Annotated in this window: 15 protein-coding genes and 1 riboswitch; of the genes, 12 read left to right on the top strand and 3 right to left on the bottom strand. The window is 73.4% G+C overall.

Annotation, left to right across the window (positions count from 1 at the left end; translation table 11 throughout):
* Positions 1-31: 31 nt before the first annotated feature.
* A riboswitch (SAM riboswitch) is annotated at positions 32-144 on the bottom strand.
* A gap of 67 nt (positions 145-211) precedes the next feature.
* Complete coding sequence (locus tag ACWCHM_RS13040; protein ID WP_454222587.1) at positions 212-607, bottom strand: winged helix-turn-helix transcriptional regulator; 396 nt, start codon at positions 605-607, stop codon at positions 212-214.
* 120 nt (positions 608-727) lie between these two features.
* Between ACWCHM_RS13040 and ACWCHM_RS13035 the strand changes: the two genes are divergently transcribed.
* The 3 genes from ACWCHM_RS13035 (at position 728) to ACWCHM_RS13025 (ending at position 3,075) form a co-directional block, all read left to right on the top strand.
* Positions 728-1,576, top strand: a complete 849-nt coding sequence (locus ACWCHM_RS13035) for an SDR family oxidoreductase (protein WP_454222586.1) — start codon at positions 728-730, stop codon at positions 1,574-1,576.
* Positions 1,577-1,650: 74 nt separating this feature from the next.
* Positions 1,651-2,187 carry an RNA 2'-phosphotransferase gene (locus ACWCHM_RS13030; protein WP_454222585.1) on the top strand — a complete coding sequence of 179 codons (537 nt, stop codon included), beginning with the start codon at positions 1,651-1,653 and terminating at the stop codon, positions 2,185-2,187.
* A 177-nt stretch (positions 2,188-2,364) separates the two neighbouring features.
* Positions 2,365-3,075, top strand: coding sequence for an ANTAR domain-containing protein (locus tag ACWCHM_RS13025; RefSeq protein ID WP_454222584.1), 711 nt, complete (start codon positions 2,365-2,367; stop codon positions 3,073-3,075).
* An 11-nt stretch (positions 3,076-3,086) separates the two neighbouring features.
* Here the strand turns inward: ACWCHM_RS13025 and ACWCHM_RS13020 are convergent, their stop codons facing one another.
* Complete coding sequence (locus ACWCHM_RS13020; RefSeq protein ID WP_454222582.1) at positions 3,087-3,818, bottom strand: GAF and ANTAR domain-containing protein; 732 nt, start codon at positions 3,816-3,818, stop codon at positions 3,087-3,089.
* A gap of 295 nt (positions 3,819-4,113) precedes the next feature.
* Between ACWCHM_RS13020 and ACWCHM_RS13015 the strand changes: the two genes are divergently transcribed.
* The 7 genes from ACWCHM_RS13015 to ACWCHM_RS12985 all read left to right on the top strand — a co-directional run bounded on the left by ACWCHM_RS13015 (position 4,114) and on the right by ACWCHM_RS12985 (position 9,799).
* Positions 4,114-4,746: an SGNH/GDSL hydrolase family protein gene (locus ACWCHM_RS13015; RefSeq protein WP_454222581.1), complete on the top strand. Its 633-nt coding sequence runs from the start codon at positions 4,114-4,116 to the stop codon at positions 4,744-4,746.
* A 376-nt stretch (positions 4,747-5,122) separates the two neighbouring features.
* Positions 5,123-5,425: an urease subunit gamma gene (locus ACWCHM_RS13010; protein WP_145920177.1), complete on the top strand. Its 303-nt coding sequence runs from the start codon at positions 5,123-5,125 to the stop codon at positions 5,423-5,425.
* A complete protein-coding gene (locus ACWCHM_RS13005) occupies positions 5,422-5,781 on the top strand; it encodes an urease subunit beta (RefSeq protein WP_204960130.1) in 360 nt (119 codons plus the stop codon). The genes ACWCHM_RS13010 and ACWCHM_RS13005 overlap by 4 nt, the downstream gene beginning before the upstream one ends.
* Entirely contained in the window at positions 5,778-7,481 is a 1,704-nt protein-coding gene (locus ACWCHM_RS13000; RefSeq protein ID WP_454222580.1) for an urease subunit alpha, read from the top strand. The genes ACWCHM_RS13005 and ACWCHM_RS13000 overlap by 4 nt, the downstream gene beginning before the upstream one ends.
* A complete protein-coding gene (locus ACWCHM_RS12995) occupies positions 7,481-8,164 on the top strand; it encodes an urease accessory protein UreF (RefSeq protein WP_454222578.1) in 684 nt (227 codons plus the stop codon). Before ACWCHM_RS13000 ends, ACWCHM_RS12995 begins: the two co-directional genes overlap by 1 nt.
* Entirely contained in the window at positions 8,154-8,891 is a 738-nt protein-coding gene (gene ureG, locus ACWCHM_RS12990; protein WP_088647759.1) for an urease accessory protein UreG, read from the top strand. The genes ACWCHM_RS12995 and ureG overlap by 11 nt, the downstream gene beginning before the upstream one ends.
* Positions 8,891-9,799, top strand: coding sequence for an urease accessory protein UreD (locus ACWCHM_RS12985; RefSeq protein WP_454222577.1), 909 nt, complete (start codon positions 8,891-8,893; stop codon positions 9,797-9,799). Before ureG ends, ACWCHM_RS12985 begins: the two co-directional genes overlap by 1 nt.
* A 216-nt stretch (positions 9,800-10,015) precedes the next feature.
* Here the strand turns inward: ACWCHM_RS12985 and ACWCHM_RS12980 are convergent, their stop codons facing one another.
* Positions 10,016-10,456, bottom strand: coding sequence for a MarR family winged helix-turn-helix transcriptional regulator (locus tag ACWCHM_RS12980; RefSeq protein WP_204960122.1), 441 nt, complete (start codon positions 10,454-10,456; stop codon positions 10,016-10,018).
* 95 nt (positions 10,457-10,551) lie between these two features.
* On the opposite strand from ACWCHM_RS12980, the gene ACWCHM_RS12975 reads away from it, so the two are divergent.
* Positions 10,552-11,691, top strand: coding sequence for a substrate-binding domain-containing protein (locus ACWCHM_RS12975; RefSeq protein WP_454222576.1), 1,140 nt, complete (start codon positions 10,552-10,554; stop codon positions 11,689-11,691).
* Positions 11,692-12,345: 654 nt separating this feature from the next.
* Positions 12,346-13,551, top strand: coding sequence for an urea ABC transporter substrate-binding protein (gene urtA, locus ACWCHM_RS12970; RefSeq protein ID WP_239485763.1), 1,206 nt, complete (start codon positions 12,346-12,348; stop codon positions 13,549-13,551).
* The last annotated feature ends 18 nt before the right edge of the window (positions 13,552-13,569 follow it).

The following is a 13,569-nucleotide window of genomic DNA, read 5'->3' as shown; positions in this document are numbered from 1 at the left end:
TTCTCCCTGATCGGTGTCGACCTGGGTGACCAGGCCACGCTTGCACCGGGCCGTTCACCGGTGCCTGGTCCTCACCCGGAGCACCCCACCGTGGCGGAGGGTTGCCGGCCAGCGAGCCGGGGCTTGACGCTGGCGCTCATGACCTGCCCGAAATCTAGCAGCAGCGCCCCGCCGGTCGTCCACCCGTTATGACGGCCCTCACGTCCGCCCCTTACCGTCGGGCGGGTCGCGTGGTGGCCGGTGGGCGGCGCAGGACCTCGGCGTCGTAGCGGACCCGGGCGGCCTGTACGTCGGCGAGGTGGGTGGTGGCCCAGGCTTCCAGGCCGGAGAGCAGGTCGAGCAGGCTGTGGCCCAGGTCGGTGAGGGCGTAGTCGACCCGGGGCGGGACGCTGGCGTGCACGGTGCGGGTGACCAGGCCGTCGCGTTCCAGCCCGCGCAGGGTCTGGGTGAGCATCTTCTGGCTGATCCCGTCGATGTGTTCGGCGAGTTCGCCGTAACGCCGCTCGCCGTCGGCGAGGGTGAGCACGACGAGCACGCTCCACCGGTCGCCGATCCGGTCGATGACCTGCCGGCTGCCGCAGTCGCGTTGGAACGGGTCGGGTCGCATCCCCTTACTCTCCATCAGTGCGTCACAAACTTCAAGGTGCCTACTCTCCGTCGGGAAGTATCGGCTCCCACCTGCGTGTTGGCCAGTACGACAAGAACACGTCATCCGAAGGAGAGCGCCATGTCCGTCGTCGTCACCGGAGCCACCGGCCACCTGGGTCGCCTGATCGTCGAATCCCTGCTGCGTCGGGGCGTACCTGCCGGGCAGATCGTGGCCCTCGGCCGCACCGTGGACCGGCTCGCCGACCTCGCCGACCGGGGTGTCGTGGTCCGGGCGGCCGACTACACCGACCCCGACTCGCTGCGCGCAGCCTTCACCGACGCCGAGAAGCTGATGTTCGTCTCCGGCAGCGAGGTCGGCCAGCGGGTGCCGCAGCACCACAACGTGATCGAGGCCGCCCGACAGGCCGGCGTCGGTCTGGTCGTCTACACCAGCATCGCCCACGCCGACACCTCCGACCTGCTGCTGGCCGCCGAACACCGGGCCACCGAGGAGGAACTGCGGGCCTCGGGCCTGCCGTACGTGCTGCTGCGCAACAGCTGGTACCTGGAGAACTACACAGGTCAACTGGCCAACTACCTGGCCCACGGGGTCGCCGGGTCGGCCGGCGACGGCCGGGTCAGCGCCGCCACCCGGGCCGACTACGCCGAGGCCGCCGCCGAGGTGCTCACCACCGAGGGCCACGCCGGTCAGGTCTACGAACTGGGCGGCGAGGCGTTCACCATGACCGAACTGGCCGCCGAGGTGTCCCGCCAGAGTGGACGCGACGTCCGCTACACCGACCTGCCGGTGCCGGCGTACACCGAGGTGCTCGTCTCCGCCGGGCTGCCCGAGCCGTACGCCGCCACCCTGGCCGACGCCGACCGGGGCATCGCCCACGGGGCGTTGTACGTGCCGGTGGAGCACCTGGAGAAGCTGCTCGGTCGCCGGCCCACCACCCTCGCCGAGGCGCTGCGCGTCGCCGGCTGACCCGGCGGCGACGGGCGGGCACGGCACCGGATAACCGGTGGAGCGGGCCCGCCACCGGCCCGACAATGCTCGACATGGATCACCACACGCTGGTGCGGACCAGCAAACGGATCGCACTGGCCCTGCGCCACCGACCCGCCCGGTTCGGACTCGCTCCCGACCCGGGCGGGTGGGTGGCCGTCACCGACCTGCTGGCCGCCCTGCGGATCGACCGGTCCACCCTCGACGCCGTGGTCGCCGACAACGACAAGCAACGGTTCGCGGTGACCCGGGACGCCGACGGGGTGGACCGCATCCGGGCCAGCCAGGGCCACTCCTACCCGGTCGATCTGGGGCTGACCGGGCAGCCGCCACCCGCCCGCCTCTACCACGGCACCGGGGCCGCGGCCCTCGACTCGATCCGGGCCACCGGGCTCAACCGGGGCGCACGGCACCACGTACACCTGTCGCCGGACGTGTCGACGGCCCGGCGGGTCGGGGCCCGCCGGGGTGGTGCGGTGGTGGTGCTGACCGTCGACGCGGCGGCCATGGCCCGCGACGGCCACACCTTCTACCGCAGCGCCAACGGCGTGTGGCTCACCGACGCGGTGCCGCCCGCCTACCTGGCCTGACCGGCCCCTGCGGGTCACCGGTCAGTGGTTCGTGCGGAGGCGGCCGGCTCCGGGTGCGGGTATGGTGCGGATTGTCGCGCACCCCGGTGCGCCGGGCCCACCGTCGGGCCGGGGGCCGACGCGCCACGCGTCCCCGCCACCGCGGCGTGGGGACGTCCGCCGGAAAGGAGTCGCGTGATGGCAGCGCCCCCGCTCTCCCCGCACGACGCCCTGACCCGACTCGGTCGGATCCGCCTCGACGAGGTGGGGGTGGACGAGGTGTTGGGGATGATCGCCGACCTGGCCTGCCGCAGCCTGCGTGGGGTGTCCGAGGTGTCGGTGACCCTGCTGCGCGGCGGCAGCCCGCAGAGCGTCGCCGTCACCGGCGACAACGCGCTGCGGCTCGACGAGTGGCAGTACCGGCAGGGCCACGGGCCGTGCCTGGACGCCTCGGTCACCGGCGACACCCTCGTCGTGTCCGACACCGGCACCGAGGAACGCTGGCCGGGCTGGGCGATGCGGGCCGTCGACGCCGGCGTCGGCAGCGTGGTCGCGATCGGCCTGCCGATCCAGGAGGCGGTGGTCGGCGCCCTCAACCTCTACGGCACCCGGCCGCACGCGTTCGACGCCGAGACGGTGGAACTGGCCCGGACGTTCGCCGCGTACGCGGCGGTTGCCCTGGCCAACGCCCACCTCTACGCCAGCACCGCGACCCTGGCCGACCAGATGCGCTCGGCGATGGAGAGCCGGGCGGTGATCGAGCAGGCCAAGGGCATCATCATGGGGCAGCGCCGGTGCACCGCCGACGAGGCCTTCGGCATCCTCGCCAAGCTCTCCCAGGACTCCCACCGCCGGCTGCGCGACGTCGCCGCCGCCCTCGTCGGTCGGGCCACCGCCGGTAGCCGCTGAACCGTCCTGTGTCAGCGGTCGGCGGCGGTGGGCTGACCGGGCACCGGCCGGGTGACCTGCCGCACCAGCGCCTCCGCCACGTCCCGCAGCTTGCGGTTGGAGTTCTGTGACACCCGGGCCAGCAGCGCGAACGCCTCGTCGGCCGTGCACCGGCGTTGCCCCATGATGATGCCCTTGGCCTGCTCGATCACCGCCCGGTTGCGCATCGCGTCCTGCATCTGCCCGGCCAGGGTCGCGGTGCTGTCGTAGAGGTGGGCGTTGGCCAGGGCCACCGCGGCGTGGTCGGCGAACGTCCGGGCCGGTGCGGCCAGCGGGCCGAACGCGTGCGGCCGGGTGCCGTAGAGGTTGAGGGCACCCACCACCGCCTCCTGGATCGGCAGGCCCAACGACATCGACGAACACACCCCCACGGCGTGCGCCCGGGCCGCCCACTCCGGCCAGCGTCGTTCCTCGGTCATGTCCGCCACGATCAGCACCGTGCCGGTGGTGGCCGCGTCCAGGCTCGGGCCACGGCCGTGTTCGAACTGCCACCTGTCGAGCTGGAGCGCGAGCTCGCCGGTGTGGGCGGCGGTGGTCGCCTCGGTGCCGTGCACCAGGGTCACCGTCACCTCGGCGGCGTCCGGGATGCTCTCCAGGGCCACCTCGGTGATCCGGGACAGGACGGCGTCGAGGCCCATCTCGTCGTGGCGGATGGACCCCAACTGGAGGACAGCCTCGGTGAGGTCGAGCGGTGACTGCGGCATGGCGTCTGACGTCCTTGCGAACCGGCGCGAAACCACCGGCCGGAGCCGGCGGCGCGTGATGATCGGTCCATGCCGGTGGGCCGCGGGTGCAGCCGCCGGGACGGGCCGGGGACCGCGCCGCTGCTTGACGCTCACGCACGACACCCGGTGGGGGCGTCGGATGCGGAGCACCACTGTACCGGTCGGCCGGCCCGCACCGGCGATGGACACCACCCGCCGCGTCGACTTCTCGGCTGGTGTCCGGGTCGGACAGCGGGGGATGATGGGCGTCCGACAACGACAGGGGAGCGGACGGATGACGGTGGAGATCCCGCGCGACGGCCGGGTGTTGTTCATCGGCGACAGCATCACCGACGCCGGACGGGACCGCAGCGATCCCGCCGACCTCGGGGTGGGCTGGGCGATGATGGCCGCCGCCTGGTTCACCGCGCGGCACCCGGGGTGCCGGGCGACCTTCCGTAACCGGGGTGTCGGCGGTGACCGGGTACGCGACCTGCGGGCCCGCTGGGCGGACGACTGCCTGGCACTGTCCCCGCAGGTCGTGTCGGTGCTGATCGGCATCAACGACACCTGGCGGCGGTACAGCAGCGGCGAGACCACCACCGTCGAGGAGTTCACCGCCGACTACCGGCACCTGCTGGCCGGTGCCCGCGACGCGTTGCCCGGCGTCCGACTGGTGCTGATGGAACCGTTCCTGCTGCCTGTCGACGATGACCAGCGGCGTTGGCACGAGGACCTGGACCCGAAGATCGACGCGGTACGCAAGCTGGCCGCCGAGTTCGACGCGACGCTGCTGGCGGTGCAGGCGCGGTTCGACACCGCCGATGTCGACGACCGGGTGTGGACCGACGACGGGGTGCACCTGACCCCGTCCGGTCACGCCGTGCTGGCCCAGCAGTGGCTGGCGGCGGTCACCCCGGGCACCTGACCCCCGGCTGTCCCGCCCGGGGGTCAGCCGTGCCGCTGCCGCAGCCGGCGGCGGGACGGCTCGACACCCCGGCTGCGGGTTCGTGGCGCTTGCGGCCGACCCGTCCGGGCACGCCTGCGGAACGGGTCGGGCCGGCGGGGCGTTGCCACGGCCCGGGGTGATCCTCTACCGTCGGACCAGCGGTTGGCGGTGCGGTCCTTCCCAACCACCACCGCCGAGTGGCCCCGTGGCGGGCCGGGGCCGGTGGGGCCCCGGAGCCTCCTGCCGGTGGCCCGTCGGCGGTCCCGTGTGTCCTCCTGCCCTGTGCCCGTTCCGCGCCCCTGGCCCGGTTCCGGCCGTTACGGTGGGAAACACGCCGAGCCGCCCGGGAGATCCCGTGTTCCTCACGCCCCACGAGCAGGACCGCCTGCTCGTCCACGTCGCCGCGGACGTCGCCCGCCGCCGGCGCGAGCGCGGACTGCGCCTCAACTATCCCGAAGCCGTCGCCCTGATCACCGCCTTCCTGCTGGAGGGCGCCCGGGACGGCCGGACCGTCACCGACCTGATGGCCGCCGGCCGGACCGTGCTCGGCCGCGACGACGTGCTGGACGGAATCCCCGAGATGCTGGGGGAGGTGCAGGTGGAGGCGACCTTCCCGGACGGCACCAAGTTGGTGACGGTGCACCACCCGATCCCGTGATCCCCGGGGAGATCCTGCCCGGCGACGGGCCGGTCGAGATCAACGTGGGGCGGCCGGTGACCACCCTGCTGGTGGTCAACACCGCCGACCGGCCGATCCAGGTCGGCTCGCACTACCACTTCGCCGAGACCAACCCGGGGCTGCGCTTCGACCGTGCCGCCGCGTACGGGCAGCGGCTCGCGGTGCCGGCGGGGACGTCGGTGCGCTTCGAGCCGGGCGTCAGCCGTACCGTCGACCTGGTGCCGCTGGGCGGGGCCCGGATCGTGCCGGGGCTGCGCGGCGAGGTCGCCGGCCCCCTCGACCCGGGGCCGGACGCCGACGGGTCCGACCCGCGCGACGCGGAGGCGGGACGATGAGCACCGTGGACCGGCGACGCTACGCCGACCTGTACGGCCCGACCACCGGCGACCGGATCCGGCTGGCCGACACCGACCTGCTGATCGAGGTGGAGGTCGACCACTGCGTCGGCGGGGACGAGGCGGTCTTCGGCGGCGGCAAGGTGATCCGTGAGTCGATGGGCCAGTCCCGGGCCACCCGGGCCGAGGGCGCCCTGGACACGGTGATCACCGGCGCGGTGGTGCTGGACCACTGGGGGGTGGTGAAGGCCGACGTCGGGCTGCGCGACGGGCGGATCGTGGCGCTGGGCCGGGCCGGCAACCCGGACACCATGCCCGGCGTCCACCCGGACCTGGTGATCGGCCCGTCCACCGAGGTGATCGCCGGCAACGGGCGGATCCTCACCGCCGGGGCGGTGGACACCCACGTGCACTTCATCTGCCCGCAGATCGTCACCGAGGCGCTCACCTCGGGCATCACCACCCTGGTCGGCGGGGGCACCGGCCCGGCCGAGGGCACCCGGGCCACCACGGTCACCCCGAACGCCTGGCACCTGGCCCGGATGCACGAGGCACTGGACGCCTTCCCGGTGAACGTGCTGCTGCTGGGCAAGGGCAACACGGTCTCCACCGAGGCGCTGTGGGAGCAGTTGCGGGCCGGTGCGGGTGGCTTCAAGCTCCACGAGGACTGGGGGACCACCCCGGCGGCGATCGACGCCTGCCTGCGGGTCGCCGACGCGTCCGGGGTGCAGGTGTCCATCCACACCGACACCCTCAACGAGGCCGGGTTCGTGGCCGACACGTTGCGCGCCATCGCCGGGCGGGCGATCCACTCGTACCACACCGAGGGGGCGGGGGGTGGGCACGCGCCGGACATCATCACGGTGGCCGGGGAGCCGAACGTGCTGCCGTCGTCGACGAACCCGACCCGGCCGTACACCCGCAACACCCTCGCCGAGCATCTCGACATGCTGATGGTCTGCCACCACCTCAACCCGTCGGTGCCGGAGGACCTGGCTTTCGCCGAGAGCCGGATCCGGCCGTCCACGATGGCCGCCGAGGACCTGCTGCACGATATCGGGGCGATCTCCATCATCGGCTCGGATTCGCAGGCGATGGGGCGGGTCGGCGAGGTGATCACCCGGACCTGGCAGAGCGCGCACGTGATGAAGCGCCGGGTGGGCGCGCTGCCCGGCGACGGCCCGGCCGACAACCACCGGGCCCGCCGCTACGTGGCGAAATACACCATCTGCGCGGCGATGGCCAACGGGCTGGAACGGGAGATCGGCTCGGTGGAACCGGGCAAGCTCGCCGACCTGGTGCTCTGGGACCCGGCGTTCTTCGGCGTCCGGCCGCACCTGGTGGTCAAGGGCGGGATGATCGCGTACGCGCAGATGGGCGACGCGAACGCCTCCATCCCCACCCCGCAGCCGATGCTGCCGAGGCCGATGTTCGGCGCGTACGGCGTGGTGCCGGCCGCGACCAGCGTGACGTTCGTCGCGCCGGCCGCGCTGGAGGCGGGCCTGCGGCTGGACGTGCGCCGCCCGCTGGTCCCGGTGGCCGACGTGCGCTCGCGGGGCAAGACCGACCTGCCCTGCAACGGCGCGCTGCCGCGCATCGAGGTCGACCCGGACACCTTCACCGTCCGCATCGACGGGGTGGTGGTCGACCCGGAACCGGTCGTCGAACTGCCCATGGCCCAGCGGTACCACCTGTTCTGATGACCCCGTCGAGCTTGGTGCTGCTGCTGGCCGACGGCAGGTTCCCCGCCGGGGCGCACGCCCACTCCGGTGGCCTGGAGGCCGCGGTGGCGGCCGGCCTGGTCACCGACCCGGCCACCCTGGCCGGGTTCCTGCGCGGCCGGTTGGCCACCGGCGGGCTGGTCGCCGCCGCGTTCGCGGTGGCGGCGCACCGGGCCGCCGGGGTGGTCGACCGCAGGGCGACGCTGGCCCGACTGGACGCCGAACTGGACGCCCGTACCGCCGCCCCGGCGCTGCGGGCGGTCTCCCGCCGGCAGGGCCGGGCGCTGCTGCGGGCCGGGCGGGAGATCTGGCCCGGCGGCGGATTCGACGCCCTGCCCGCCGACCCGTCCGGGCCACACCAGCCGCTGGTGCTCGGCCTGGTCGCCGCCGCCGCCGGCCTGGACCCGGTGGCGGTGGCGACCGTCGCCGCGTACGGCTCGGTCACCGGACCGGCCAGCGCGGCGGTACGACTGCTCGGGCTCGACCCGTACCGGGTGCACGCGGTGCTGGCGGCGCTGGCCGTCGACTGCGACGCCACGGCGGCCCGCGCGGTCGCCACCGCCGACGATCCACCCGAGTGGCTGCCGGCCCCGTCCGCCCCGCTCACCGACATCCACGCCGAAGTCCACACCACCTGGGAGGTGCGTCTCTTTGCGTCCTGAAACCGTATCGCCGACCCCGCACGCGTCGATCCCGCACGACGAGACCGTGCCGCACACCCACCCCGAGCCGGGGGTCGACCCGCACGCCCCGCTGCCGCCCACCGCCCGCCCGCTGCGGGTCGGCATCGGCGGGCCGGTCGGGTCGGGCAAGACCGCGCTGGTCGCGGCGCTGTGCCGGGCGTTCGCCGACGAGCTGCGCCTGGGCGTGGTCACCAACGACATCTACACCACCGAGGACGCCGACTTCCTGCGCCGGGCCGGGGTGCTCGACCCGGCGCGAATCAGGGCGGTGGAGACCGGCTGCTGCCCGCACACCGCGATCCGCGACGACATCGGCGCGAACCTCGACGCCATCGACGAGTTGGTCGACGGGGTCGGGCCGTTGGACCTGGTGCTGGTGGAGAGCGGTGGGGACAATCTCACCGCCACCTTCAGCCGGGGGCTGGTCGACAGGCAGATCTTCGTGGTCGACGTCGCCGGTGGCGACAAGGTGCCCCGCAAGGGCGGGCCCGGGGTGACCGCCGCCGACCTGCTGGTCATCAACAAGACCGACCTGGCCCCGCTGGTCCGGGCCGACCTGTCGGTGATGGACCGCGACGCCCGGGCCCGGCGGGGGGACCTGCCGACGGTGTTCCTGTCCATCGTGGGCGACCCGCTGGCCACCGGGGTGGCCGACTGGGTCCGCCACGAGTTGGCCCACCATCGCGGCCGGCTGGCCGTCGCGTGATGCGCGCGGTCGCCCGGGTGGTGGCGGTGGCCGACGGCCGGGGCCGCACCGTGCTGCGCGAGCTGCGCGGCGAGTCGCCGCTGCTGCTGCGCCAGGCCGCCGCCGAACAGGGCGTCCCCACGGTGTACGTCGTCGGCGGCGCGGCCGGTCCGCTGGCCGGTGACGACCTGCGGTTGAGCGTCGAGGTGGGGCCGGGGGCGACGGTGCGGGTGCGTACCGTCGCCGCGTCGGTGGCCCTGCCCGGCCGGGCAGGGGCGGTCTCCCGGATGCGGGTCGACGCGGTGGTGCACGACGGGGGCACCCTGCACTGGCTGCCGGAGCAGTTGGTCGCGGCGGCCGGCTGCGACCACGTCGCCGAGTCCCGGGTGACCCTCGCCGAGGGGGCCCGGCTGCTCTGGCGCGAGGAACTGGTCTGCGGCCGGTACGGCGAACCCGCCGGTGACGTCGTGGTGGCCACCTCGGTCGACCACGCCGGCCGGCCGCTGCTGCGCCAGTCCCTGGCGGCCGGCCCGGCCGCTCCCGGCTGGGCCGGGCCGGCGGTGCTGGGCGGGGCGACGGCGACCGGTTCACTGCTGGTGGCCGGTCCCGCCGCCGCGTCGGGACCGGCCACCGTGGACGGCGGCGGTCAGCCCCGGGGCCGGGTGCTCCCCGCCGGCCCCGGGGCGTCCGCCGCCTGGCTGCCGCTGGCGGGCGGCCCGGCGGCCCTGCTCACCGCCACCGCCGTCGACGCGCACACCCTGCGTACCCTGCTCGCCTTCCCGGCCGACGCGCACATCCCGCCTGCCCTGCTCACCAACCCGGCCGACGGGCACAGCCCGCCCGGGGGCGTAGCCGCAGCGGGGGTGCCGGGGGCAGGTCCGCGTCGGCCCACCGCCCGCACCGGGACCGACGTGGTGCCGGTCGCCTAGCAGCCCGCACCCCGCACCTGTCACCGGCCGGGCCCCTGTCTCGCTTCCGCCCTCGGCCCGGGCGGCGCGGGGTGCGGTGGTGTCGACCGCGAGGGCTTCCTGCCGGGCGTCGCTGCCGCCCGGCGAGCGGGTCGGCGACCTGTCGTGTCGGCACCCGCGCCGGATCGCCGCCGGCCATGCTCCAGGCGGAATCCCTGGTGGACCGGGTCGTTCCGGTCAGCCGGCCCGGACCGGCTGCCGGCGGGGGTCGAGCCGGGCGACCAGGTCGACGAGCTGCCCGGTCAGCTCCGCGTCATCGATGATCCCGGCCAGCTCGACCCGGACGAGGGCGTCGATGCGCTCGTGTTCGCGCCGGCCCCGGGGGGTCAGGTAGGCCCGGATGCGTCGCCTGTCGAACGGGTCGATCCGGCGGTGCACCAGGTTCTGGTCGACGAGCTGGTCGACGATCTTGGTCAGGGTGCCCGGCGGTAACGACTCCTCGGTGGAGACCTCGCTCATCGGGTGGCCCTGCCCGTCGGCGAGGCGGCAGAGCACCCGCCACGCCTCGACGGTGAGCCCCTCGGTGGTGAGCACCGCGCCGACCCGGCGGGCGAGCAGCCGTTCGGCGCGGGTCAGCGCGCGCATCAGGTCGACGGGCGTCGTGGGATCGTCGGCCATGTCTCTCCCCGTTCGGTGGGTTGCCATGTTACCGAAGCGTCCCGGTTTTCGGTCGGGTCTGGTGGCCCGCCAGGGTTGCCGGCAATCATGTCAGCATGTCCGTGCCGGTGCCCGGCCCCCACGGCGTGCCGGAGCCGTCGCCCCGCCCGGGCGGCCCGGCCGGGGCGGCCCCCTGGTTGACCGTCGACCGGTCGGTGGTCAGTGTCGCGCTGGTCTTCCCGATGCGCGGCCCGGCCGGCATGTTCGGCCCCACCTGTGAGCTGTGCGCCCAGTTGGCGGTGGAGGAGGTCAACCGGGCCGGTGGGGTGCTCGGCCGGGAGCTGCGGCTGGTGCCGGTCGACGGCGGTGCGCCACCGGCGCAGGTCGCCGCCGAGGTGGAGGCATTGGTGTCCACGGGCGCGGTGCAGGGGGTCACCGGCTGGCACATCTCGTCGGTCCGGCAGGCGGTGGCGCCCCGGATCGCGCACCGGGTGCCGTACGTCTACACCGCGCTGTACGAGGGCGGGGAGCGTACCGAGGGGGTGTTCCTGACCAGCGAGACGCCCGACGCCCAGCTCCGGCCGGCGATGCGGCTGCTCGCCCGGGAGCAGGGGGTACGCCGCTGGTACCTGGTGGGCAACGACTACGTCTGGCCGCGCCGCACCGCGCAGGCCGCCCAGCGGTACGCCCGCGACGACGGGGCGCGGGTGTGCGGGCGGGCGTTCCTGCCGCTGGGCACCGAGGACTTCGGGCCGGTGCTGCGGGAGATCGAGCGGGCCGAGGCCGACGCGGTGCTGATGCTGCTGGTCGGCGCCGACGCCGTCCGGTTCAACCGCGCCTTCGGCCGTTCCGCACTGGACCAGCGGTGCCTGCGGCTGAGCACCCTGATGGACGAGAACATGCTGCTGGCCAGCGGTGTCGGCGGCACCCGCCGGCTGTTCAGCACGGCCGGGTTCTTCGCCGGCCTGGTCACCCGGGAGAACCTGGACTTCCACGGGGCGTTCGCCAGCCGGTTCGGGGTGGACGCGCCGCCGCTGGGCAGCCTGGGGGAGTCCTGCTACGAGGGCGTGATGCTGCTCGCCGCCCTGATCGCCCGCGCCCGCACCCTGGACGTCCGCGCCATCGGGGCGACGGCGGACGCGGTCACCTACCACGGCCCCCGGGGCGAGTTGCAGCTGCGCCGCCGGCACGTCCGCCAACGCATCTACCTCGCCGAAGCCGACGGCCTCGACTTCACCGTCCTGGCCGAACTCTGACCCCCGCGCTCCCCCTCCCGCCCGTCCCGCCCCCGGTTGTCCCCGCTTGTCCCGGTTGTTGTCCCCGGTGATCAAGAGGTTTACGTCAGTTCCAGCGCCACGGCTGACGCAAACCTCTTGATCACGCGGGCGGGGGATGGGCGGGGCGCGGGGCGCGGGGGTGGGGTGGGGGAGCGCGGGGTGGGTGGGGGAGTGGGGGGTGTTGACAGGGGGGTGGGTGGGGGTTCTAGGATGCTTCCTGCGTGAAGTAATCGCCATTCCTGCGTATTGTTGGGTTAGTCTGGTGTTGGGGTTCCGCCCCGTGTCGGGCGGGCTTTGCGCTTTTTGTGATCGGTCATCGTGCATTGTGCGGTGGCCTTTTTTGTGTGTGTCGAGATCGGTCCGGGAAACAGTCAATTAAGGGCCGGGAAACGTGGCGGCAATCAAGTGGGCAGAGGCTTTTGCTGCCCGGAAGTCCACTGCGGACCGCCGCCGTGACGCCCCACCCGTCGCGCGACGAGGCCGCCGACGTGCACCGCGACCGCACCGCCTACCAATCATTGACAGCAATATCTGCCGGCCAGTGTGGGCCGGCACGGAAACTATCCGGCGAACATCGCTCCGCAGGGAGAATGAATGTCACAGTTCCGGGGCCGCCGCATCCTGGCGGGCGCCATGACACTGATTGCCGCCGCCGCGCTCGCCGGTTGTGGCAGCAAGACCTCCGACGAGAAGTCGACAGCCGGGGTCAGCGCCGACGTGTCCGGCGACACCGTCAAGGTCGGCCTGCTCAATTCGCTCTCCGGCACCATGGCCATCAGCGAGGTCACCGTGCGGGACTCCATCATGCTCGCCGTGGAGGAGATCAATGCCGCCGGCGGCGTGCTGGGCAAGAAGATCGTCCCGGTCGGTGAGGACGGCGCGTCCGACTGGCCCACCTTCGCCGAGAAGGCCGAGAAGCTGATCTCCCAGGACCGGGTCGCCGCCGTCTTCGGCTGCTGGACGTCGGCCAGCCGCAAGGCCGTCAAGCCGGTCTTCGAGAAGAACAAGGCGCTGCTGTTCTACCCGGTGCAGTACGAGGGGCTGGAGCAGTCGCCGTACATCTTCTACACCGGGGCCACCACCAACCAGCAGATCGTGCCCGGCCTGGACTACCTCAAGGCGCAGGGTAAGAAGTCGGTCTACCTGGTGGGCAGCGACTACGTCTTCCCGCGTACCGCCAACAAGATCATCAAGGCGTACGCGGCGGCGAACGGGATGACCGTGCTCGGCGAGGACTACGCCCCGCTCGGCTCCACCGAGTTCGGCACCATCGTCAACAAGGTCCGCTCGTCCAAGGCCGACGCGGTGTTCAACACCCTCAACGGCGACAGCAACGTGGCGTTTTTCAAGGAGTACACCTCCGCCGGGCTGACCGCCGCGAGCATGCCCGTGGTGTCGGTGTCGATCGCCGAGGAGGAGGTCAAGGGCATCGGCACCCAGTACCTCAAGGACCAGCTGACCGCCTGGAACTACTACCAGACCACCCCCGGCGCGGCGAACCAGAAGTTCGTCGCCGCGTACAAGGCCAAGTACGGCGCGGACAAGCCGACCAGCGACCCGATGGAAGCCGCCTACGTCGCGGTGTACCTGTGGAAGGCGATGGTCGACAAGGCCGGCACGTTCGAGGTGGAGAAGGTCCGGGCCGCCTCCGGCGGCATCACCTTCGACGCCCCGGAGGGCCTGGTCACCGTGGACGGCCCCACCCAGCACATCGCCAAGACCGCCCGGATCGGCAAGGTCGGCGCGGACGGGCTGATCACCGAGGTGTGGAACTCGGGCCAGCCGATCACGCCCGACCCGTACCTGAAGAGCTACCCCTGGGCGAGCGGCCTGAGCTGACCGATCCCGGCCCGGGCG

The sequence above is a fragment of the Micromonospora sp. SCSIO 07396 genome, from assembly GCF_053667945.1.
The sequence above is the reverse complement of the archived record's forward strand: the minus strand, read 5'-3'. Positions and strand labels throughout refer to the sequence as shown.

Excerpts from the sequence above, each read along its gene's own strand:
- ACWCHM_RS13040 (WP_454222587.1), bottom strand. The coding sequence starts at position 607 with ATGCGACCCGACCCGTTCCAACGCGACTGCGGCAGCCGGCAGGTCATC.
- ACWCHM_RS13035 (WP_454222586.1), top strand. The coding sequence starts at position 728 with ATGTCCGTCGTCGTCACCGGAGCCACCGGCCACCTGGGTCGCCTGATC.
- ACWCHM_RS13030 (WP_454222585.1), top strand. The coding sequence starts at position 1,651 with ATGGATCACCACACGCTGGTGCGGACCAGCAAACGGATCGCACTGGCC.
- ACWCHM_RS13025 (WP_454222584.1), top strand. The coding sequence starts at position 2,365 with ATGGCAGCGCCCCCGCTCTCCCCGCACGACGCCCTGACCCGACTCGGT.
- ACWCHM_RS13020 (WP_454222582.1), bottom strand. The coding sequence starts at position 3,818 with ATGCCGCAGTCACCGCTCGACCTCACCGAGGCTGTCCTCCAGTTGGGG.
- ACWCHM_RS13015 (WP_454222581.1), top strand. The coding sequence starts at position 4,114 with ATGACGGTGGAGATCCCGCGCGACGGCCGGGTGTTGTTCATCGGCGAC.
- ACWCHM_RS13000 (WP_454222580.1), top strand. The coding sequence starts at position 5,778 with ATGAGCACCGTGGACCGGCGACGCTACGCCGACCTGTACGGCCCGACC.
- ACWCHM_RS12995 (WP_454222578.1), top strand. The coding sequence starts at position 7,481 with ATGACCCCGTCGAGCTTGGTGCTGCTGCTGGCCGACGGCAGGTTCCCC.
- ACWCHM_RS12985 (WP_454222577.1), top strand. The coding sequence starts at position 8,891 with ATGCGCGCGGTCGCCCGGGTGGTGGCGGTGGCCGACGGCCGGGGCCGC.
- ACWCHM_RS12980 (WP_204960122.1), bottom strand. The coding sequence starts at position 10,456 with ATGGCCGACGATCCCACGACGCCCGTCGACCTGATGCGCGCGCTGACC.
- ACWCHM_RS12975 (WP_454222576.1), top strand. The coding sequence starts at position 10,552 with ATGTCCGTGCCGGTGCCCGGCCCCCACGGCGTGCCGGAGCCGTCGCCC.
- urtA (WP_239485763.1), top strand. The coding sequence starts at position 12,346 with ATGACACTGATTGCCGCCGCCGCGCTCGCCGGTTGTGGCAGCAAGACC.